Raw genomic sequence first — 20531 nt, 5'->3', positions numbered from 1 at the left:
ATCGCCCCTAATCGAGGATTCCCCGCCATTAATCCAACGCAGGTTTACACATCACTCTTTGCGCGCTTCGCCATTGCTTCAGCGAACCGCTCGAACAAATAGAAGCTGTCCTGCGGACCGGGCGAGGCTTCCGGATGGTGCTGTACGGACCAAACAGGGCGGTCTTCCATACGGATGCCGCAGTTGGAGCCGTCAAAGAGCGAGACATGGGTTTCCACAACGCCTTTGGGCAGAGTTTGCGCATCGACGGCGAAGCCGTGGTTCATCGAGGTGATCTCGACCTTGCCGGTGTCGTTGTCTTTGACCGGATGGTTGGCACCGTGATGGCCGTGGCTCATCTTGATGGTTTTGGCTCCAAGCGTGAGCGCCAACATTTGATGGCCAAGGCAAATGCCAAACACTGGCAGATCCGTTTTGTCCAACACATCGCGGATCATCGGCACGGCGTATTCGCCGGTCGCCGCGGGATCGCCCGGACCGTTGGACAAAAAGACCCCGTCGGGATTGTGGGCCATGATATCGTCGTAAGTGGCCGAAGCGGGCAAAACCGTCACCTCACAACCCGCAGAGGCAAGACAGCGCAGGATATTGCGCTTGGCACCATAGTCCACTGCGACAACTTTGTGTTTTGGATCAGTCTGTTGCGGGAAGCCATCAGGCCATGCCCAGCGCATCTCGTCCCAGCGGTATGATTGTGCGCAGGTCACGTCTTTGGCCAGATCCATGCCTTCGAGCCCGGCAAAGCCACGTGCCGCGTTGATTAAAGTCTCAATATCGAAGTTGCCCTCAGGATCATGGGCCAGCGCCACATGCGGCGCGCCTTGCTGGCGGATGGCGCGGGTCAGGCGACGGGTGTCGACGCCGCCGATGGCGATCCGTCCGCGTGAGGCCAACCACTCTGACAGGGGCTGGACGTTGCGCCAGTTCGACGGGTCCGTCGGCATCCACTTGACCACCATCCCTGCGGCCACCGGATCGCCGGTTTCATCGTCTTGCGGGTTGGTGCCGACATTGCCGATGTGCGGAAAGGTAAAGGTCACGACCTGGCCCGCATAGGAGGGGTCGGTCATGATCTCCTGGTAACCGGTCATCGAGGTGTTGAAGCACAACTCCGCGACCGTCAGGCCGGTGGCTCCAAAGCCCATACCATAGAACAGGGAACCATCCGCCAGAGCAAGGCAGGCGGTGGGGCGACTGGGCGCGGACGGTGCGGACATGGGGCAGTCTCCGGCAGATGTGAATGGATAAACGATGCAGTAACTACTGCCCGCGGCTCATCTGGTCAAGGGCAGAAGGGAAATGAGATATTGTGGTGTATCAATGGGTTAGCTTTCTTTGTCCCCATTGCCTGTCCGTGGCACATTGTCTATGAAGGGCAACTTGACCATAACGGAACGGGAACCCTTCTTATGGACCTGCGTACGCGCATCTCTGACGCTTTGAAACAGGCGATGAAAGACAAGGACGCCGCACGGCTGTCGACACTGCGTCTGATCAACGCTGCAATCAAGGACCGGGATATCGACGCCCGTGCCAAGGGCATCGATGACGGCGTGCCCGAGGCCGAAGTACTTGCGATCCTTGGAAAAATGTCCAAACAGCGGATGGAATCGGCCCGCGCCTATGAAGAAGGCGGGCGGTTGGACCTTGCAGAGCGCGAGCGGTCCGAGATCGAAATCATAGAGGAATACCTGCCGCGCCAATTGTCCGAGGATGAAACCGCAGCGGCCGTTGATGCCGCCATTGCCGAGATCGGCGCCGACAGCATCCGGGACATGGGTAAAGTAATCGGGGCACTCAAGGCAAAGTACACCGGACAGATGGACTTTGGCAAAGTCGGGCCAACTGTTAAAGAACGATTAAGCTGAGCAGGTCGAAAGCTCTGAGCAGGAGCGTCTTACATCATTCGTTAAGTAAGACGCTCCCATATTCGACCCAATCGCCCTTATGGGTGCGATTTGCACAGGTCCCTACTGATCGGTTGCCTTAGGCTTCGCGCTGCAAACTGCGTTGCAGATCGTCATAGAGTTCCACCCGCTCTTCTTCGCTGAGGAACGCGCCAATCTCGACCTCGCGGCCTTCGCCGCGCAGGGTGACATACTGCGGCACCGGCCCGTCGCGTTCGTATTTCATCACTTGGGTCCAGTACCGGTTGCATTGCCATTCCTTGACTTCGCCCTTGGGCGTGCGGTGCACCAGATGGGCACTGGAGCCATCCAAAGTGAGCACCTCTTCGATCAAGCGGGATTTGTGATTGTGTTGAAGCGCGAAATACATCCCCGCGACCGCCATCAGCACAAAGGGCAGCAAACCCCAAAGCAGTACTGTCCCCAATAGCGCCATCGTGGGGATGAGGATCAGGGTGAACGTGGTCAGGATAAAGGCCGCGAACCCCCGCGCGGGCAAGGATTGATGCGGCCACAAGCGCATCTGTTGGCAGGGTTTGTCCTGTTGTGTGGTCCATTGGTAGGGCATAGCGGTATCCTGTTTGAGGGCAAAATAGCCGTTTGGGCAGAGGGAGCAATGCGACAGGTTGCATCGGGTCAGGAATATTCGATCAAGTCCCAGCGATTGCCGTATGTATCAATAAAGACGGCAACTGTACCGTAAGGCTCCTGACGCGGCTGTTCTTCGAACTGAACCCCCGCAGCGATCAGTCTGGCATGATCCACGGCGAAATTTTGGGTTTCGAGGAAAAGCCAGACCCGGCCAGCGCCTTGTTTGCCGATTGCTTTGGTTTGCGCCGGGTTTGAGGCTTTGGCGAGGATGATCCCGGTTTGTGCATCAGGTGCCGGCGCGATGCGGACCCAACGTTTGCTCCCTTGGTTGATGTCCTCGATCAGGGCAAAGCCAAGGGTGCGTGTGTAGTAGTCAATGGCTTCGTCGTAGTCAGGAATGATGAGGGTAAGAGCGGAAAGGTGCATTTAGGTGATCCTGAGGCGGGGCTATGCCTTCTTTGGCGCGGTTCAATAATCGTTGGGTGTGGGTGCAAGTTGATGTCTTGCGCCTAGAGACTGACACCCTGGGCGTGATGGTACCAGACCAACCTTGGCTCACTCTCTTTCCAGCACCAGAAATACGCTATTCCCAAGTTCGATATTCGTTTAAACCGGCCCGTCGGCATAGTGACCCAGCGTCAAACTGCAAAGCGCGGCGAATACAGGGTCTCCTGCTCTTGTCAGCCCACAAACCCGCTGCCTAACCTGCGATTGTAGCGCCTAGGTGCTACATCAATTGGGAGGACGAAGAATGAACAGATTGAAATTTGGCTTGGCCGTTGGGGCATTTGCGCTGAGTACGGCGCTTACCAGCATCGGTGCCGTTAGGGCCGAAGAATTGCCACGAGGCGACGCACAAGAACTGGGATTTGATCCGGAGCGCTTGGCGCGGATGGATGCGACATTTGGTGCGCTTGTTGACAAAGGCATGACACCCGGTGCTGTCATCATGCTGATCCGCGATGGCAAAATCGCGCATCTGTCGACGATGGGCAAACGCACACCGGACGGCGAGCCGATGACGGAAGATACGATCTTTCGCATCTATTCCATGACCAAACCGATCACCACTGCTGTGGCGATGATGCTGGTCGAAGAGGGGCGGCTGATCCTGAATGCGCCCGTGTCGACATATCTGCCGGCCTTCAAAGAATTGACCGTGGTGACCGGCGAAAAAGACGCCGAAGGCAATCCGGCGACCCGACCCGCCAAAGGCACGATGACGGTTCTTGATCTCATGCGGCATACCTCGGGCCTGACGTACGGCTTTTTCGGTGCTGGACCCGCGCGAGAAGCCTATAAAGCCGCAGAGGTAAGCAACCCCGAGAACACAGGGATCGAACAGGCAAATCTTTTGGCCAGCCTGCCACTCGAGCATGATCCAGGCACAAAATGGGAATATTCCCGATCGACAGATGTGCTTGGCGCAGTTGTCGAAGCGGTGACCGGCCAAAACCTCGAAGAGTTCATGACGGCACGGGTATTCGAGCCGCTGGGCATGTCCGACACAGCTTTCTACGTTGATGACGAAGCCGATCATGCGCGCATTGCGGAGCCCTTTGCCGAACATGCGCAGCTTGGAGATCGTGGCATCTTTGACCCCCGCGTGCGCAAGCCGAACCTGTCAGGGGGCGGTGGACTTATGTCGACGGTCCACGACTATTCAAAATTTGCGCAGATGATGTTGAACGGGGGCGAGTTGAATGGTGTCCGTCTGCTGTCACCGAAAACCGTGCAACTGATGACGTCGAACCATATGGGCGGCATCCAGCCCGGAAAATACTATCTGCCGGGTCCCGGCTATGGTTTTGGCCTCGGCTATGCTGTGCGTCTTGAGAATGGCAATGCGCCGTCTTTCGGCACCGAGGGTGAATTCAACTGGGGTGGGGCCGCTGGTACGGCCTATTACACGGATCCCAAAGAGGACATGATCGCCTTGCTGATGATCCAGTCCCCCAAGAACCGTGGTCCCCTGCGCCTGATCTTCAGAAACCTGATCTATCCAACAATCGCGGAGAGCCACCTCGACGATTAACTTGCATCAGGCCCCGCGCCGCTATCTGCGGGGCCTGCCGCGTTTTTCCACATGCCTTAGGATTCAGTCGTCCTCACCTGCACAAAGGCAGTTCTGAACCGAACGACTTTGAAGTATTCGGATGGGTGCACGGCACCCTTTAGTCGCCGCATATCCCCATCAAAACTCACTCCAACTCGACCAGCAGATCCTTTGCGTCGATCTGTCCACCTGCGCTGACATGCACCGCTTTGACCACCGCGTCGCGCTCGGCATGGATGCCGCTTTCCATCTTCATCGCTTCGATGGTCAGCAACAGATCACCCGCTTTCACCTTTGCGCCGACCACCGCCCCGATAGAGGCGACCACGCCGGGCATAGGAGCACCGATATGGTTTTCATTGCCGGGTTCAGCTTTGGGGCGGCTGACGGTCGACGCTTTGACCAGACGATTGGGCACGCGGATCACGCGGGGCTGGCCGTTCAATTCGAAAAAGACTTTCACCTCGCCGTCCTCGTTCGTTTCGCTTTCGGCCTGCATGCGAATTTCAAGGGTCTTGCCGGGATCAATCTCAGCTGTGATTTCTTCGGAGGCTTCCATGCCATAGAAGAATGTCTGCGTCGGCAGGGTCCGTACGGGACCGTACTGAATGTGCCGCTTCATGTAGTCGAGGAAGACTTTCGGATACATCAAGTACCCGGCGAGGTCTTCATCGTCGATTTCAATGCCGTCCAACTGCTTGGACAGCTCCGCGCGGGTCGCTTCCAGATCAACAGGCGCGAGATGTTTGCCGGGGCGTTCGGTGTTGGGCTTTTCGTCCTTCAGCACCTTTTTCAAAATCGTCTCGGGGAAGCCGCCGGGAGGCTGGCCAAGGTTGCCACGCATCATGTCGATGACGCTGTCAGGAAAGGCGACATCGGTGTCGGGGTCTTCGACGTCAGCGCGGGTCAGACCTTGACTGACCATCATCAATGCCATGTCGCCCACGACCTTGGAGGAGGGGGTGACTTTGACGATATCGCCGAACATCTGGTTCACATCCGCATAGGTGCGGGCAACTTCGGGCCAGCGTTCTTCAAGGCCAAGCGAGGCGGCCTGCGCTTTCAGGTTGGTGAACTGGCCACCGGGCATTTCGTGCAAATAGACCTCGGAGGAGGGGGCCTGCATGCCGGTTTCGAAGGCACCATACTGATGGCGGACTTCTTCCCAGTAATCCGAGATTTCGCGGACCACATCCATGTCCAGCCCGGTGTCGCGGTCGGTGTGTTGCAGGGCCGAGACCACAGAGCCGAGTGTAGCCTGAGAGGTGTTCCCGCTGAACGCGTCCATAGCGCAATCGACAGCATCCACACCCGCTTCGCTTGCAGCAAGGATCGTGGCACTCGCGATGCCTGCGGTGTCGTGGGTGTGGAAATGAATGGGCAAGCCCACTTCGGATTTCAGCGCTTTGACCAAGACACGGGCCTGGGCAGGTTTCAACAAGCCCGCCATATCCTTGAGACCGAGCACATGCGCACCGGCGGCTTTCAGCTCTTTGCCCATGGCGACATAATATTTCAGATCGTACTTCGCGCGTGCAGGGTCAAAGATATCACCGGTATAGCAGATCGTGCCTTCACAGACCTTGCCTGCGTCGATCACGGCGTCCATCGCCACGCGCATGTTTTCCACCCAGTTGAGGCTGTCGAAGACGCGGAAAACATCGATACCGCTTTCGGCGGCCTGACGCACAAAGAACTGTACCACATTGTCGGGATAATTGGTGTAACCTACGCCATTAGAGGCGCGTAGCAGCATCTGCGTCATGATGTTGGGCATGCGTTCGCGCAAGTCGCGCAGACGCTGCCAGGGACATTCTTGCAAGAACCGGTAGGCCACATCGAATGTCGCACCGCCCCAGCATTCGACCGAAAAGAGCGTCGGCAGGTTTGCGGCATAGGCGGGGGCGACCTTGATCATATCATGGCTGCGCATCCGTGTGGCAAGCAACGACTGATGCCCGTCGCGCATGGTGGTGTCGGTGATCAGCAGTTGCTGTTGTGCCTGCATCCAATCGGCGACAGCCTGCGGGCCTTTTTGTTCCAGCAGGTTGCGCGTGCCCATCATGGGCTCTGCGCGGCTTTCCGGCGGCTTTGGTTGACGCACGGAGGCGGGCAGGCGCGGGTGGCCCTTTGTTTCCGGGTGGCCGTTCACGGTGATATCCGCGATGTAAGTCAGTACCTTCGTGCCGCGATCCTTGCGCTTCGTGAACTGGAAGAGCTCTGGCGTCTCGTCAATGAACTTGGTGTGGTAGGTGTTGTCGAGAAAGCTGGGATGGCGCAGCAGGTTTTCGACAAAGGCGATGTTCGTCGACACCCCGCGCACCCGAAATTCGCGCAAGGCCCGGTCCATGCGGGCGATGGCCATCTCAGGCGTGGGAGCTTTGGCCGTCACCTTGGTCAGCAGGCTGTCGTAATAGCGCGTAATGACACCGCCGGCGTAGGCGGTGCCGCCGTCAAGGCGGATGCCCATACCGGTGGCAGACCGATAGGCCGTGATGCGGCCGTAGTCGGGGATGAAGTTGTTTTGCGGGTCTTCGGTGGTGACGCGGGTTTGCAAGGCGTGGCCCGTGAGCGTGATTTCGGATTGCGATGCCTTGCCGGTTGCCTCGGCCAAAGTCTTGCCTTCGGCAATCAGGATCTGCGCGCGTACAATGTCAATTCCGGTGACTTCCTCGGTGACGGTATGTTCGACCTGCACACGGGGGTTCACTTCGATAAAGTAGAATTCACCGCTGTCCATATCCATCAGAAATTCCACGGTACCCGCACATTCGTAGTTCACATGGGCGCAGATCTTGCGGCCCAGATCGCAGATTTCCGCGCGTTGTTCTTCGGTCAGGTAGGGCGCGGGTGCACGTTCAACGACTTTCTGGTTGCGGCGTTGGACGGAGCAGTCGCGTTCAAACAGGTGATAGATTTCGCCGTGTTTGTCGCCGAGGATCTGCACTTCGACATGGCGGGCTTTCAGGATCATTTTCTCAAGGTAGCCCTCGCCGTTGCCAAATGCGGCTTCAGCCTCGCGGCGGCCTTCGAGAACCTTTTCCTCAAGCTCGGATTCTTCGTAGATCGGTCGCATCCCGCGCCCCCCACCGCCCCATGAGGCTTTGAGCATGAAAGGATAGCCGACCTCTTTGGCCTCTGCTCGGATCGCTTCCATATCGTCGCCCAACACTTCGGTGGCGGGGATCACCGGCACGCCCGCCTCAACCGCGACCCGGCGGGCGGAAGCTTTGTCTCCCAGCGCGCGCATGGTCTCGGCGCGGGGACCGATAAACGTGATCCCGTTGTTTTCGCAGGCGTCCACAAAATCGGGGTTCTCGGACAGCAAGCCATAGCCGGGATGAATGGCATCGGCACCCGAGGCTTTGGCGACACGGATGATTTCGGGGATGCTGAGGTAGGCCGCAACCGGACCAAGGCCTTCGCCGATGCGGTAGGCTTCATCGGCTTTAAAACGGTGCAGGCCCAGTTTATCCTCTTCGGCATAGACCGCGACCGTCTTTTTGCCCATCTCGTTGGCAGCCCGCATGATGCGGATCGCAATTTCGCCACGGTTGGCGATCAGGATCTTTTTAAAGTCAGGCATGGGGCCTCCGGGCAACTGGTTTCAGGTTCAGTTTAGGGATGCTGCGGTGCGGCGCAATACTTAGTTCAGCGGACACTGGAACAGATGAAACAGGGTAAGCGGCGACTTTGCCGCCTAGTCGAGCGTCAGCGGCGGGGGCAGCGAGGCGAGATTTGCAGCACCGATCTGGCCCATGTTCGCGGCCATGTCCTTTGCCAGAATGTCGATCAAATGGTCGGCCCCTTTCGCGCCCAAGGCCCCGAGGGCAAAGTGAAACGCGCGGCCCAGCATGACGAAATCGGCCCCCAGCGCGATGGCCCGCAGGATATCGAGACCGGATTCGACGCCGCTGTCGAAGATGAGCGGCAGCTTGGTGGCGGCGCGGATGTCGGGCAGCACTTCGATGGAGGACAGCGCGCCATCAAACTGACGGCCTGCGTGGTTCGAAACCCAAAGCGCATCTACGCCGTACCCTTCGAGTTTGGTGGCATCCTCGGGGCGCATCACGCCCTTTACGATCAGCGGTCCATCCCAGTTGTCGCGCAGCCAGGTGACATAGTCCCAATCGGGTGATGTGCGCAGCAGGTAGCCGACATGGGCGGTGGGCGACATGCCCTTGGTCGCGGCAGAGGTGTATTTGTCGATCCCGCGCATATAGGGCATGCCGCGTTTGGCGATTTCCAGCGCCCAAGTGGGGCAGGTGGCGATCTGCGCAAGGATGCGCGGCGTGATCGTCGGCGGGTTGGTCAGGCCAGAGCGGACTTGTCTCTCGCGCCGCGAAGAGGTGGGCACATCGACCGTAAGGATCAGCGCGTTGAAGCCCGCAGACTTGGCGCGGTTCAGCATGTCGATGCGAATGTCGGGATCGCGCGGCGGATAGAGCTGGAACCACGCGTGTTGACCCAAATGCGGTGCCACGTCTTCGGGGCTTTGCGTGGCCACGGTAGAGATGGTGTAGGGGATGTTGTGGGTCTTGCCTGCGCGGGCAAGGTGGCCTTCGGCACCCGGCCAGATCAGACCAGACATGCCGATGGGCGCGATACCAAACGGCAGGGGCATCCGGTGGCCCAGAAAAGTCGTGGACAGATCAGGCGTGATTTCGCCGTGCAGGATCGATGGGGCAAAGCCGATTTTGTCCAGCGCGGTGCGGTTACGGGCTTTGGTGGTCTCATTGCCCGTGCCGCTGTCGAGGTATTCCCAGACGAATTTCGGGATTCGGCGGCGGGCACGGGTGCGCAGATCGGAAAGGGCGGGATATGTGCTGTGCAAGTCCATAGGCTATTTGCGCGGGTTGATGTTGGATTGTCCAGCGGCAGGCGTTTTGTGTGAACACAACCGATGGCCCCGTGGCAGATCGTCCGCTGCGGTATATAGGGCCAAAAAGAGAGGGGAACATGTGGCGAACATGGGTTTTCCTTTAGCCCGCGATTGGCTAGATTGATGGGATGAGCGATTTTGATGAGATGGACGCCTTTGAAGGTGCATCGCTGTCCGCGCGTGCAATGGCGGCGCGGCCTCAGCCTTATTTGGAGGGGTTGAACCCCGCACAACGGGCCGCCGTTGAGCAGATGGACGGGCCTGTCTTGATGCTGGCGGGGGCGGGTACGGGCAAGACCAAGGCGCTGACGACCCGCATCGTGCACCTGATGCAGACAGGGCGCGCGCGGCCGAATGAGATTTTGGCGGTGACGTTCACCAACAAGGCGGCGCGGGAGATGAAGAACCGCGTGGGTGCCATGTTGGGCCAACATGTCGAAGGGATGCCCTGGTTGGGCACCTTCCACGCGATCTGTGTGAAGCTTCTCAGGCGTCATGCGGAACTGGTCGGGTTGAAGAGCAACTTCACGATACTGGATACGGACGACCAGCTGCGGCTGTTGAAGCAGCTGGTGGCCGCCGAAGGGATCGACGACAAGCGCTGGCCTGCGCGGATGCTGGCGGGGATCATCGACGGCTGGAAGAACCGCGCGATCACGCCCGACAAGGTGCCGGCAGCGGATGCGGGGGCCTATAACCATCTGGGGCCAAAGATTTATGCAGCCTATCAGGCGCGGCTGATCGAGCTGAATGCGACAGATTTTGGCGACCTGTTGTTGCATATGGTGACAATCTTCCAGACCCACGAGGATGTGCTGAAGCAATACCAGCGCTGGTTCAAATACATTCTGGTGGACGAGTATCAGGACACCAACGTGGCGCAGTATCTTTGGCTGCGGTTGCTTGCGCAGGGTCACAAGAACATCTGCTGCGTGGGCGATGATGACCAGTCGATCTATGGTTGGCGCGGGGCGGAAGTGGGCAACATCCTGCGATTCGAGACGGATTTCCCCGGCGCCCATGTGGTGAAGTTGGAGCAGAATTACCGCTCTACCCCGCATATTCTGGCAGCCGCTTCGGGTGTGATTGCCGGCAATCAGGGCCGGTTGGGCAAGACGCTGTGGACGGACCGTGAAGAGGGCGAGAAGGTGCGCCTGATCGGTCATTGGGACGGTGAAGAAGAAGCGCGCTGGATTGGCGATGAAGTCGAAGCAATGCAGCGTGGCACACGCGGGCTTGATCCGATGTCGTTGGATCATATGGCAATTTTGGTGCGGGCGTCGCACCAGATGCGGGCGTTTGAAGACCGGTTCCTGACCATCGGACTGCCGTACCGCGTGATCGGCGGGCCACGATTCTATGAGCGGATGGAGATTCGCGATGCCATGGCCTATTTCCGTGTCGTGACCAGCCCCGACGACGATCTGGCGTTCGAGCGGATCGTGAATACGCCCAAGCGAGGTTTGGGTGACAAGGCGCAGCAGAAAATCCAAATGACCGCACGCCAGCATGGGGTGAACCTTGTGGACGGGGCGCGGATATTGCTGAGCGAGGGCGGGCTGACCGGCAAAGGGGCGGCGCAGTTGCGTTTGCTGATCGACGGAATCGAGCGCTGGAACGGCAAACTGCGCGGGCCTGCGATGCCTGTCGATGTCGAGAATGCTGTGCTGGATGATGAAAGCGGGCCGGTGCGGCAAGAATTCGGGCCGCCGGAAATCAGCCATATGGAGCTGGCCGAGATTATCCTCGACGAGAGCGGCTATACCGGCATGTGGCAGAACGACAAAACACCCGAGGCACCGGGGCGGCTTGAGAACCTCAAGGAATTGGTGAAGGCGCTGGAGCAGTTCGAGAACCTGCAAGGGTTTCTGGAGCATGTCAGCCTGATCATGGACAATGAAAGCGACGACGGGGGCGCGAAGGTCAGCATCATGACATTGCACGCGGCCAAGGGGCTGGAATTTCCTGCGGTCTTCCTGCCTGGTTGGGAGGATGGCCTGTTCCCCTCGCAACGCTCTATGGATGAAAGCGGCATCAAAGGGTTGGAGGAAGAGCGGCGGCTGGCCTATGTGGGCATCACGCGGGCCGAGGCGATCTGTACAATCAGCTTTGCGGCAAACCGGCGTGTGTTCGGACAATGGCAATCTTCCATGCCTTCGCGCTTTGTTGACGAATTGCCGGAGGCGCACGTGGAGGTGCTGACACCACCGGGGCTTTACGGCGGTGGGTTTGGCGCGGCGATGCCGACCAGCACCTTGCATGATGCGGCGGCAGAGGCGAACGTCTATAACTCACCCGGCTGGCGGCGGCTGCAATCCCGTTCCGGCACGCGGGGGGTATCGCAGCCGTCCGAAGCGCGGAATGTCACGATTGATATGAACGCCGTCAGCAGCTTTACCATGGGCGAGCGGGTGTTTCACCAGAAGTTCGGCTATGGCGCTGTGATCGGCATCGAAGGGGACAAGCTTGAAGTCGAATTCGAGAAAGCTGGCACCAAAAAGGTTGTATCACGCTTTTTGACAGGCTGTGACGACGTGCCATTCTAAGACGCTGATGGAAATGCGGTGTTGTTCTGATGAGGCGACGTCAGCGCAGTCTGAAAGAGGCCCCTTGAATAAAGAAACAGCCGCAGCTTGGGAGGAAGCTGCGGCTGCTCTTTGGTCGGCCCGAAGCGTCGGGGAGGACGGGCTTCGGGTCTGTGCGTGAAAAGTGATCCCTCAGGGAGGAGGAGGTCAGCCTTTCACGGCTCAGGTGCACTGCGGGGGAGGTGCCGCACACCCGATGGGAATTACAATGTGACGTTCTTGGACGCCTGACGTGCCACATAAGGCAGTTCAGAACGGGTCAAGCCCAGATCGGCCAATTCGCGGTTCGTCAGGGCGTTCAACCCGTCGAATGTCTCGCGGTAGCTGCGATATTGCTGCAGGCGCAAAATGCCCGCGTGATAGAACTGGCTCAAGCGCTGCGTCAGGCCGTTGCCGGATGCGATCGATGTATTCAGGTATGCCATAGTGGCCTCTCATTTGTTCTTGTTCGTCGTTTCGGTTGAGGCTCATATACGCCTTGTTTGCGCTTAAACAACGGCTCGCATTGGCAATGCCGCTATGCAGCAATTGCATAGGGGACGTTGGGTCAACAGATTGTTTCTGATGCGAAAACAAGGGACCGATTAAAGCGGACCGCAACTTTTTCAGATGTAAGGTAAAAAAAGGGCGGCGACATCAGGGAGGAGGAAGATGTCGCCGCCAAAAACAGACTTGTTCGGGAGGAGGATGAACTTGTCTGGTCTTCTGTTTGAAACAACTTGCGTCGTTTCGATGTCTATATATTTGCCCGATTTGCTGCAGGTGCACAATGTTTTTGTTTGCAATGCTGCTATGCAGCGAAAACATGGTGCGCGTGGTCCATTCCTGAGCGGTGTGATGAAGAATTAGGCAAATGGACGCGCCCCCTTGCGTCTAAGGTCGAAACTGTGGTGTCAGTCTGACAACACTTCAGTAGAAGGCCGCCGCCAATGTCCGTGACAAAAGAAGATATTCAAGCCGCGCTGGATCGGGTCACTCTGCCGGACGGACGAAGCCTTTTGGCGCATGATCTGGTGCGCGCGCTCACCGTGGACGGCACTGTGGTACGATTCGTAATCGAAGCACCTAATGCCGATGTGGCACGGCAGATGGGTCCGTTGCGCGATGCTGCCGAAAAGGTGGTGTCAGAGTTGCCGGGCGTGACCCAGGCAAACGTGGCGCTGACGGCGCATGGGCCTGCCGCAAAACCGGCCGCACCGCCCAGTTTGAAAATTGGCGGGCATCCCAAGCCGCAGGAAGGGCCAACCAAACCTTCGGGTGTGCAGCGGATCATCGCCATTGGCTCCGGCAAGGGCGGGGTGGGCAAGTCCACCGTGAGTACCAATCTGGCCGTGGCGCTGGCACGGGCAGGACGCAAGGTGGGTCTGCTGGATGCCGATATCTACGGGCCCAGCATTCCGCGCATGATGGGGGTAAACAAGAAACCGGCCAGTCCTGACGGCAAGACGATCATTCCCCTGCACGCCCATGGGGTCACCCTGATGTCCATCGGTTTCATGATGGAGGAGGGCAAAGCCGTGGTCTGGCGCGGGCCGATGCTGATGGGTGCCTTGCAGCAAATGTTGGGGCAGGTGGAGTGGGGCGAGCTGGATGTCCTTCTGGTCGATCTGCCACCCGGCACGGGCGATGTGCAGCTGACGCTTTGTACCAAGTCCGAGCTGACCGGCACGATTGTTGTCAGCACGCCGCAGGATGTTGCACTGATCGACGCGCGCAAGGCGCTTGATATGTTCGCCACACTCAAGACACCGGTTCTGGGCCTGATCGAAAACATGTCGCTTTTTGTCTGCCCCGACTGCGGGTCGCAGCACGAGATCTTTGGCACCGGTGGTGTTCGGGACGAAGCAGAGAAGATGGGAGTGCCGCTTTTGGGAGCTTTGCCAATTGATCTTGAAACGCGTCTTGCCGGCGACGGAGGCACACCGATTGCCGCAGGAGATAGCGCAATGGCAGAGGCCTATGGCCGTATCGCCAAAGGGTTGATTGACGGGGGTATGGCCTGAGGCCAAAGGCCTGTGGTGGGGCGGACCGTTAGGACTTCTATTGTCCCAGTGACCGCCCTTCGACCAGATGGCCATAGAGAGTTGTCAGGACCGAGATGAACATCAGTCCTTCGATGATAAGGATCACCGTCTGCGCCAGCATTGGCAATACACCCGCTTCTGGCAGGATCAGGGATAGGGTGTAGAACAGCGTGTTGATCCCCGTGATCATGGCCGCCACACCCCAAAGCTCGGCAGAAACTGCGCGGGTGATCTGCCAGCTTTCCAGCACGGCCATGCGCTCTCCGATGGCAGCGGCGGGCAAAACCACGCTGAACCGCAGGGCGATCCAAATGAAAATGACGCTGCCCAGCACACCGATCACGCTGACAGGCAGGCCGCCTGCTCCCGCCGACACCACGGCACCCCCCAACAGCGCAATCGCCAAGGTCAGGGGCAGGACCGCAAGAATTTGCACCATCCCCACCACGATGGCCCGCCAGATATAACCCAGATAGACTGACGGAGCGGGGCGCAGCACTTCGGTATCCTCGGCGCCATTCAGCAGCACATGCCGGTGCCACAACACTGCCATCAACGCATAGGCAAGCAGGCCCACCAGCCCGATTATACTAAAGTATAGAAGGCTGGAGGCGCTTGGCATCATTGTTTCAGGTTCGGAGGCGCGCAACGCAGCGAGCGTATCCGGCGCCAGCACGCTCATCGCCAATCCGCAGCCCATCACCATCAGTATGGCAGGCATCAGCACCCGTAACGTCGTGGATGTCTCGAAAAACAACATCCGAAGGGCATGAGCCAGAATAGCGACTGCCGTACTCATGATCCTTCTCCCTTCGTTAACGCCTCCTTATGCGCGTTTTGCGCAAGAAGACGCAAGGCACCACGGGAAGTCGTCGAAAGAAGAAGTAATGCTAAAGAAGACGTTAGAAGATAAAGTTATCCTCTGTCAGGTCTGAAATGCCCACCGCATCAAGCCGAATGCTGTTGCCGTCGCCTGCGTCGATCAGGACATGCCGCCCCTCTGCGCTCAGATGGTTCTCGGTCAGATCGTTGAAGTCGATGATTGTGGCGACACCGCTCAGATCAATGCGTTCGTGCCGGTTGCCCGCGTCGAAATCAACGATACGGTCTCTGCCAAAGTCGCCTGCGAAGATAAAGAGATCAGCGTTGAAACCACCGCGCATCACATCATTACCGCTGCCCCCGTCAATGGTGTCAAATCCGCCCTGACCCAGAATGGTATCATTGCCGGACCCGCCAAGAATGCGATCGTTCTGGGTGCCCCCGAACAGTCGGTCCGCGGCGTTACCCCCGTCGATGATGTCATCGCCCCGCCCGCCGATGATACGGTCCTGACCGTCCTCCCCATGCAGCACATCCTGTCCTTGAAGCCCATGCATCAGATCATTGCCGTTGCCGCCGAACACCGTGTCGTCACCCAACCCCCCGTTGATTCTGTCATGCCCATGCCCGGAAGAAAGCAGATCATCGCCTCCGAATCCACGGATTGCATCATCACCGCTACCACCGGTGACTGTATCATGGGTGTTGGTGCCCATTAGGTCGGTATCAACCAGCCCGCCCGTGGCTCCGAAATTCTGGGTGATAAGGATCGAGGGGCGGTCTGCGCCACTGGGATAACTGAGGGTGCCCTCGATGATCCCGATGCCGATATGGGTGAAGTCGGGGTTCAGGATGTTGGCGCGGTGGCCTGGGCTGTTCATCAGGCCCGCATGCAAAGCGGCCACTTCGTCGCGAAAGCCGTCCTCACCCCCAAGGGTCATTGCCGCGATGTTTTCCCCGGTGGACCAGCTGCCCGCAAGATCAAAGCCTGATGCGGCGATGCGGTCATGGGCGGAACTGTCATCGGCGCCCGTGTGGCTGAAGCTATCGGCCTGCGACATCCACAGGCTGTGAGCGTCGGCCGTGCGGCCAAGGTTCCATTCAAATGCCAGCGGCGGCAGACCTTCGGCGGCGCGGGCCCCGTTCACCAGATTGCGCATGTAGGCCTCAAGAAACGATGCAAAAGCCATGACTTCCCTTTTCTCTGCTTAATTCGCTGCCGTTCAACGCAGGTACTGTGGCGGGAATATGTGGGTGCTGCGGCAGCGCTTTGACCTGAAAGTTGCATTTTAGGCGAACTTTTCGGGCCGGGCAGGGGGGCAGACATGGGCCTGACTGGGAATGATGGGACGACATAGGTGGTGATGTGGGAATTTGTGGGATGATCAGGCCGCTCTGCGATGTGAATCGGCTAAAAACAGACGAATCCGAATCACAAATTCGGAATTTCCCTTGATTCTCGCTTGAAATCGGTTTGAGTTTGGAGAACAAGTGCGGAACACTTCCTGTGGATAACTCTGTGTGCGAAAAAACTTGGGAATTCATGGGAGATTTTGGGTGGTCGTTTTGATGCACTATATATGGTGGTATTTTTTTCCTTAACGGCGAGAAGTGCTAAAAACTTAAGGAAATTCGTAGCTACATCTTGTTTTCAGGGCCTGTGCAAAACAAGATATTGGGGGTAATTCCCAAAAAATTTGTAGACGCCCATGAATTCCCATGCCATTCATTGTTCATCGGATGAGAACGGGAACACGGGGCACCAAACGACCCCAAATAAAAATAAAACCTAGCAGGTTTCATACAGGCACCTCGCTTTCATCAGACCAAGAGATCCGGCGCGCGGGCGAGCAGACATCCCCCCAGGTGGCGCGCGCAGTCGGACTTCCCCGCAAAGCGGGACAGAAACGGCGGGTTGATCAGTGGCAGCAGATCAAACCCGCCGTTTCCACATCTAACACCCGGTTTTCCGGTGGGACGGACAACAAGACGCAAGGTTGCGAGTAGGACGTAAGTACAGTGAGCCGCAGGTTCAGAGGCGAAAGCCACCACAAGGTCGATACGAAGGGGCGGGTGTCTATCCCGGCCTCTTTTCGGCGTGTGCTGGAGGCGGGCGACCCGAACTGGAAAAGCGGCGAAAACCCGGAGTTGGTGATTGTGTATGGCGATCACCGCCGGTCCTATCTGGAATGCTATACAATGAACGCGATCGACGAGGTGGATGCCAAGATCGACGCGCTTCCCCGTGGCAGCATGGAGCGCAAGATGTTGCAGCGCCTGTTCCACGGCCAGTCCTTTCCCACCACCGTTGATGAAACAGGTCGCCTGGTCCTGCCGGCAAAGCTGCGTCAGAAGATCGACCTCGAGAACGAGGCGTTTTTCATCGCCGCAGGGGATACATTCCAGATCTGGAAGCCCGAGACGTATGACACTGTCGAGCGGGCCAGAGAAGAAGAATGGCTGGACGAACTGCCAGAGGATTTCGATCCGATGGCGTTCCTTGACGGCCCGCCGGGGGAATAGGCGCTATGGCTGCTGCGGCCCCCTCCACTCCTTCTGCTCCCCACACGCCTGTGCTGCTGCGCCCCTTGCTGGACGCAGTTTCGCCCGTTGAAGGGGTCTGGCTGGACGGAACTTTCGGGGCAGGCGGCTACACACGTGGGCTATTGGATGCCGGTGCCGAACGGGTGATTGCTGTTGACCGTGATCCGCTCGCTTTCGAGATGGCCGAGGATTGGGCCGCGGACTACGGCGACCGGATCACCATGCAACAGGGCGTCTTTTCCAAAATGGACAGGTATGCCAGCGACCTTGACGGGGTGGTGCTGGACCTCGGCGTGTCTTCTATGCAGCTTGATCTGGCTGAACGCGGCTTTTCCTTCATGCGCGACGGGCCGCTTGATATGCGCATGTCGCAGGACGGGCCATCAGCAGCGGATATTGTGAACAACGCCGAAGAAGATGTGGTCGCTTCAATCCTATACCAATACGGCGAAGAGCGGGCATCGCGACGGATTGCCAAGGCCATCGGGCGCGCCCGTGATGAGGCACCCATCACAACGACGTTGGAACTTGCACGGCTGGTCGAGAGCTGTCTGCCGCGTTCCAAGCCGGGGCAAAGCCATCCAGCCACGCGCAGTTTTCAGGCACTGCGAATTGCGGTGAATGATGAATACGGTGAGCTATTTCAAGGTCTTATGGCCGCAGAGCGGGCGCTGAAACCCGGCGGGCAGCTGGCCGTTGTGACGTTTCATTCGGTCGAGGACCGGATGGTCAAACGCTTCCTTACTGCCCGGTCCGGCGGCGGTGGCAATGCCAACCGTTTTGCGCCCGAAGCCCAGCGCGAGGCCCCGCAATTCGAGGTAAAAAAGCGCAAGGCCATAGGGCCGGACGCGCAGGAACTGGATGAAAACCCAAGGTCGCGCTCGGCCAAACTGCGGGTCGCGATCCGCACCGATGCGCCGTCGGGCGAGATTGACGCAAAATCCATCGGGATGCCGATGGTCAGGGGGCTTTAGATGCGCGCAGTGCTTCATATTCTGACAACAATCGCGGTGATAGGTCTGGCATTCTGGGCCTACCGCGAAAACTACGCGACCCAGCAAGCGCTGAGCGAGGCCGACAAATTGCACCAGAACATCCGCGCGGCCCATGCGCGGCTGGCGGTGCTCAAGGCCGAGTGGGCCTATCAGAACCGGCCCGACAGGCTGCGCGATCTGGCCGAGATCAACTTTGAACGGCTCGGATTGCTGCCTCTGCACCCCGATCAATTTGGCCGCGTGGACGAGGTTGCATTCCCGATAGCTCCGCTGTTGCCGATCACCAATCCGGTGGATGTGTCATCCGCCGCAGATGACGAGGACCCGCTATGATCCGCACCCCCCTGCGCCCGCTGGCCCGTATCCTTGAGGCTCGCCAAAAAGGTGAAAACCCCGATGCGATCGAACGCGAGAACAAGCGTATCCGTCACGAACAGATGCGCGATCAGGCGCGCCTGCGGGCCGAAGGACGCTTGCTGGTGCTGGGCGCGTTTTTCTTTTGTGCCTTCGCTGTTGTAGGGGCACGCATGGGGATGCTGGCGACCACCGACCCGGTGGAACCACGCGCCCATGCGCCGGGTGCCGTGATCAGCGCCAGCCGGGCCGATATCGTGGACCGCCACGGCAACATCCTGGCCACAAATTTCGAAACCCACGCGCTTTACGCGCAGCCGCGGCATATGGTCGACCCCGTTGCGGCGGCTGATGGCCTGGTCAAAGTCTTTCCCGATCTGGATCGCGATAAACTGGTCAAGGATTTCACCGGCAAACGTAAGTTCCTATGGATCAAAAAGAAAATCAGCCCAGAGCAGCAGCAGGCCGTGCATGATATCGGCGATCCCGGGCTCTTGTTTGCGCCGCGTGACATGCGGCTCTATCCCAACGGCTCTTTGGCCGCGCATGTCATGGGCGGTGCATCTTTTGGCAAGGAAGGCGTACACGGGGCCGAAGTTATCGGCGTGGCGGGGGTCGAGAAATACTTCGACGACTACCTGCGTAATCCGGCCAATGGCAACAACCCGTTGCAGCTCTCGCTTGATCTGACGGTCCAAGCCGCCGCTGAACGGGTGCTTTGGGGTGGGATGAAGCTGATGAACGCCAAAGGTGCGACCAGCGTGCTGATGGACGTCAAAACAGGCGAGGTGATCTCGGTTGTCTCATTGCCGACCTTCGATCCAAACAACCGCCCCCGCCCCGCAACCACGGGCGACGCATCAGACAGCCCCTTGTTCAACCGTTCTGTGCAGGGCGTCTACGAGCTTGGCTCGGTCTTCAAGATTTTCACGGCCGCACAGGCGATCGAACTGGGGCTGGTGAATGCCAACACGGTCATCAACACGGCGGGACCGCTCAAGGTCGGCGGGTTCAAGATCGGTGAATTCCGGAACAAGAACTACGGGCCACTGTCGGTCAGCGACATCATCGTCAAATCCTCGAACCGCGGCACCGGCCGCATGGCGCTTCAGATCGGGGCCAAGCGGCAGCAGGACTTCCTGCGCGGGCTTGGCTTTCTCGACGTCACCCCGTTCGAGATTGTCGAGGCATCAGGCGGCAAGCCGCTGTTGCCGAAACGCTGGACGGAGCTGTCAACGGTGACGATTTCTTATGGCCACGGGCTGTCGACCTCGCCGATGCATTTGGCCGCTGGCTATGCGGCGATTGCCAATGGGGGGTTCAAGGTGACGCCGACGCTGCTCAAGCAGGACGCGCCTGTCCAGGGCCCACGGGTGATGTCGGACCGGGCCGCGCGCGATGGTCGTGCCATGCTGCGGGCCGTGGTGAGCAAGGGCACCGCCAGCTTTGCCCGCGTGCCGGGGTATTTCGTGGGCGGCAAGACCGGCACAGCCGATAAGCCCAAGCCGCGCGGCGGGTATTACAAGGACAAGACCTTGGCGACCTTCGCCTCGATCTTTCCGGCGCATGACCCGAAATATGTGCTGATTGTCACGCTCGACGAGCCCTCCGAGAATTCGGGCGACAAGCCGCGCCGCACGGCAGGCTGGACCGCAGTGCCCGTCGCGGCAGAGATGATCCGGCGGGTGGCACCGCTCTTGGGGCTCAGACCGACTGTTGAACCTGTGAACCCCACTATGGTAACGCTGACCAGCAGCAGTAACTGATAAAA

At 58.8% G+C, this 20531-nt stretch carries 16 protein-coding genes; 8 read left to right on the top strand and 8 right to left on the bottom strand.

All coding sequences use genetic code 11. The features are described from left to right. Positions 1–44: 44 nt before the first annotated feature. A complete protein-coding gene (carA, locus tag Z945_RS0117615) occupies positions 45–1217 on the bottom strand; it encodes a glutamine-hydrolyzing carbamoyl-phosphate synthase small subunit (RefSeq protein WP_025053412.1) in 1173 nt (390 codons plus the stop codon). Positions 1218–1409: 192 nt separating this feature from the next. Here carA and Z945_RS0117610 point away from each other — a divergent pair, with 192 nt between their 5' ends. Beyond that, complete coding sequence (locus Z945_RS0117610) at positions 1410–1868, top strand: GatB/YqeY domain-containing protein (RefSeq protein WP_025053411.1); 459 nt, start codon at positions 1410–1412, stop codon at positions 1866–1868. A 118-nt stretch (positions 1869–1986) separates the two neighbouring features. Here the strand turns inward: Z945_RS0117610 and Z945_RS0117605 are convergent, their stop codons facing one another. Together Z945_RS0117605 and Z945_RS0117600 are read right to left on the bottom strand one after the other, a co-directional pair. Beyond that, the gene (locus tag Z945_RS0117605; protein ID WP_025053410.1) at positions 1987–2475 is read right to left on the bottom strand and encodes a DUF2244 domain-containing protein; all 489 of its coding nucleotides are present in this window, start codon (positions 2473–2475) and stop codon (positions 1987–1989) included. A gap of 68 nt (positions 2476–2543) precedes the next feature. After that, the gene (locus tag Z945_RS0117600; protein WP_025053409.1) at positions 2544–2924 is read right to left on the bottom strand and encodes a VOC family protein; all 381 of its coding nucleotides are present in this window, start codon (positions 2922–2924) and stop codon (positions 2544–2546) included. A 325-nt stretch (positions 2925–3249) separates the two neighbouring features. On the opposite strand from Z945_RS0117600, the gene Z945_RS0117595 reads away from it, so the two are divergent. Then, entirely contained in the window at positions 3250–4533 is a 1284-nt protein-coding gene (locus Z945_RS0117595; RefSeq protein ID WP_025053408.1) for a serine hydrolase domain-containing protein, read from the top strand. A 166-nt stretch (positions 4534–4699) separates the two neighbouring features. Here the strand turns inward: Z945_RS0117595 and Z945_RS0117590 are convergent, their stop codons facing one another. Next, the gene (locus Z945_RS0117590; RefSeq protein ID WP_025053407.1) at positions 4700–8140 is read right to left on the bottom strand and encodes a pyruvate carboxylase; all 3441 of its coding nucleotides are present in this window, start codon (positions 8138–8140) and stop codon (positions 4700–4702) included. A gap of 114 nt (positions 8141–8254) precedes the next feature. Next, on the bottom strand, positions 8255–9394 hold the full coding sequence (locus Z945_RS19845; RefSeq protein ID WP_037971144.1) for an alpha-hydroxy acid oxidase: 1140 nt from the start codon (positions 9392–9394) through the stop codon (positions 8255–8257). 170 nt (positions 9395–9564) lie between these two features. Between Z945_RS19845 and Z945_RS0117580 the strand changes: the two genes are divergently transcribed. After that, positions 9565–11982, top strand: a complete 2418-nt coding sequence (locus Z945_RS0117580) for an ATP-dependent helicase (RefSeq protein WP_025053406.1) — start codon at positions 9565–9567, stop codon at positions 11980–11982. Between the two features lie 242 nt (positions 11983–12224). Here Z945_RS0117580 and Z945_RS0117575 read toward each other — a convergent pair whose 3' ends face one another. Then, positions 12225–12446 carry a DUF1127 domain-containing protein gene (locus Z945_RS0117575; RefSeq protein WP_025053405.1) on the bottom strand — a complete coding sequence of 74 codons (222 nt, stop codon included), beginning with the start codon at positions 12444–12446 and terminating at the stop codon, positions 12225–12227. Positions 12447–12950: 504 nt separating this feature from the next. Here Z945_RS0117575 and Z945_RS0117565 point away from each other — a divergent pair. Beyond that, positions 12951–14024, top strand: a complete 1074-nt coding sequence (locus Z945_RS0117565) for an Mrp/NBP35 family ATP-binding protein (RefSeq protein WP_025053404.1) — start codon at positions 12951–12953, stop codon at positions 14022–14024. A 37-nt stretch (positions 14025–14061) separates the two neighbouring features. Here the strand turns inward: Z945_RS0117565 and Z945_RS0117560 are convergent, their stop codons facing one another. Beyond that, positions 14062–14844, bottom strand: coding sequence for a hypothetical protein (locus tag Z945_RS0117560; RefSeq protein WP_025053403.1), 783 nt, complete (start codon positions 14842–14844; stop codon positions 14062–14064). A gap of 103 nt (positions 14845–14947) precedes the next feature. Continuing rightward, entirely contained in the window at positions 14948–16057 is a 1110-nt protein-coding gene (locus Z945_RS20170) for a CAP domain-containing protein (protein ID WP_025053402.1), read from the bottom strand. An 829-nt stretch (positions 16058–16886) separates the two neighbouring features. Here Z945_RS20170 and mraZ point away from each other — a divergent pair. The 4 genes from mraZ to Z945_RS0117535 are packed head-to-tail and all read left to right on the top strand — an operon-like array spanning position 16887 to position 20526. After that, a complete protein-coding gene (gene mraZ / locus Z945_RS0117550) occupies positions 16887–17390 on the top strand; it encodes a division/cell wall cluster transcriptional repressor MraZ (protein WP_081781021.1) in 504 nt (167 codons plus the stop codon). Positions 17391–17395: 5 nt separating this feature from the next. Then, positions 17396–18385: a 16S rRNA (cytosine(1402)-N(4))-methyltransferase RsmH gene (gene rsmH, locus Z945_RS0117545; protein WP_025053400.1), complete on the top strand. Its 990-nt coding sequence runs from the start codon at positions 17396–17398 to the stop codon at positions 18383–18385. Next, complete coding sequence (ftsL, locus tag Z945_RS0117540) at positions 18386–18739, top strand: cell division protein FtsL (protein WP_025053399.1); 354 nt, start codon at positions 18386–18388, stop codon at positions 18737–18739. After that, positions 18736–20526 carry a peptidoglycan D,D-transpeptidase FtsI family protein gene (locus Z945_RS0117535; protein ID WP_025053398.1) on the top strand — a complete coding sequence of 597 codons (1791 nt, stop codon included), beginning with the start codon at positions 18736–18738 and terminating at the stop codon, positions 20524–20526. Before ftsL ends, Z945_RS0117535 begins: the two co-directional genes overlap by 4 nt. Positions 20527–20531 lie beyond the last annotated feature (5 nt).

Origin of the sequence: Sulfitobacter noctilucae, assembly GCF_000622365.1 — a bacterium.
Lineage (GTDB): Bacteria > Pseudomonadota > Alphaproteobacteria > Rhodobacterales > Rhodobacteraceae > Sulfitobacter > Sulfitobacter noctilucae.
This window is presented reverse-complemented; position numbering and strand designations above follow the sequence as displayed.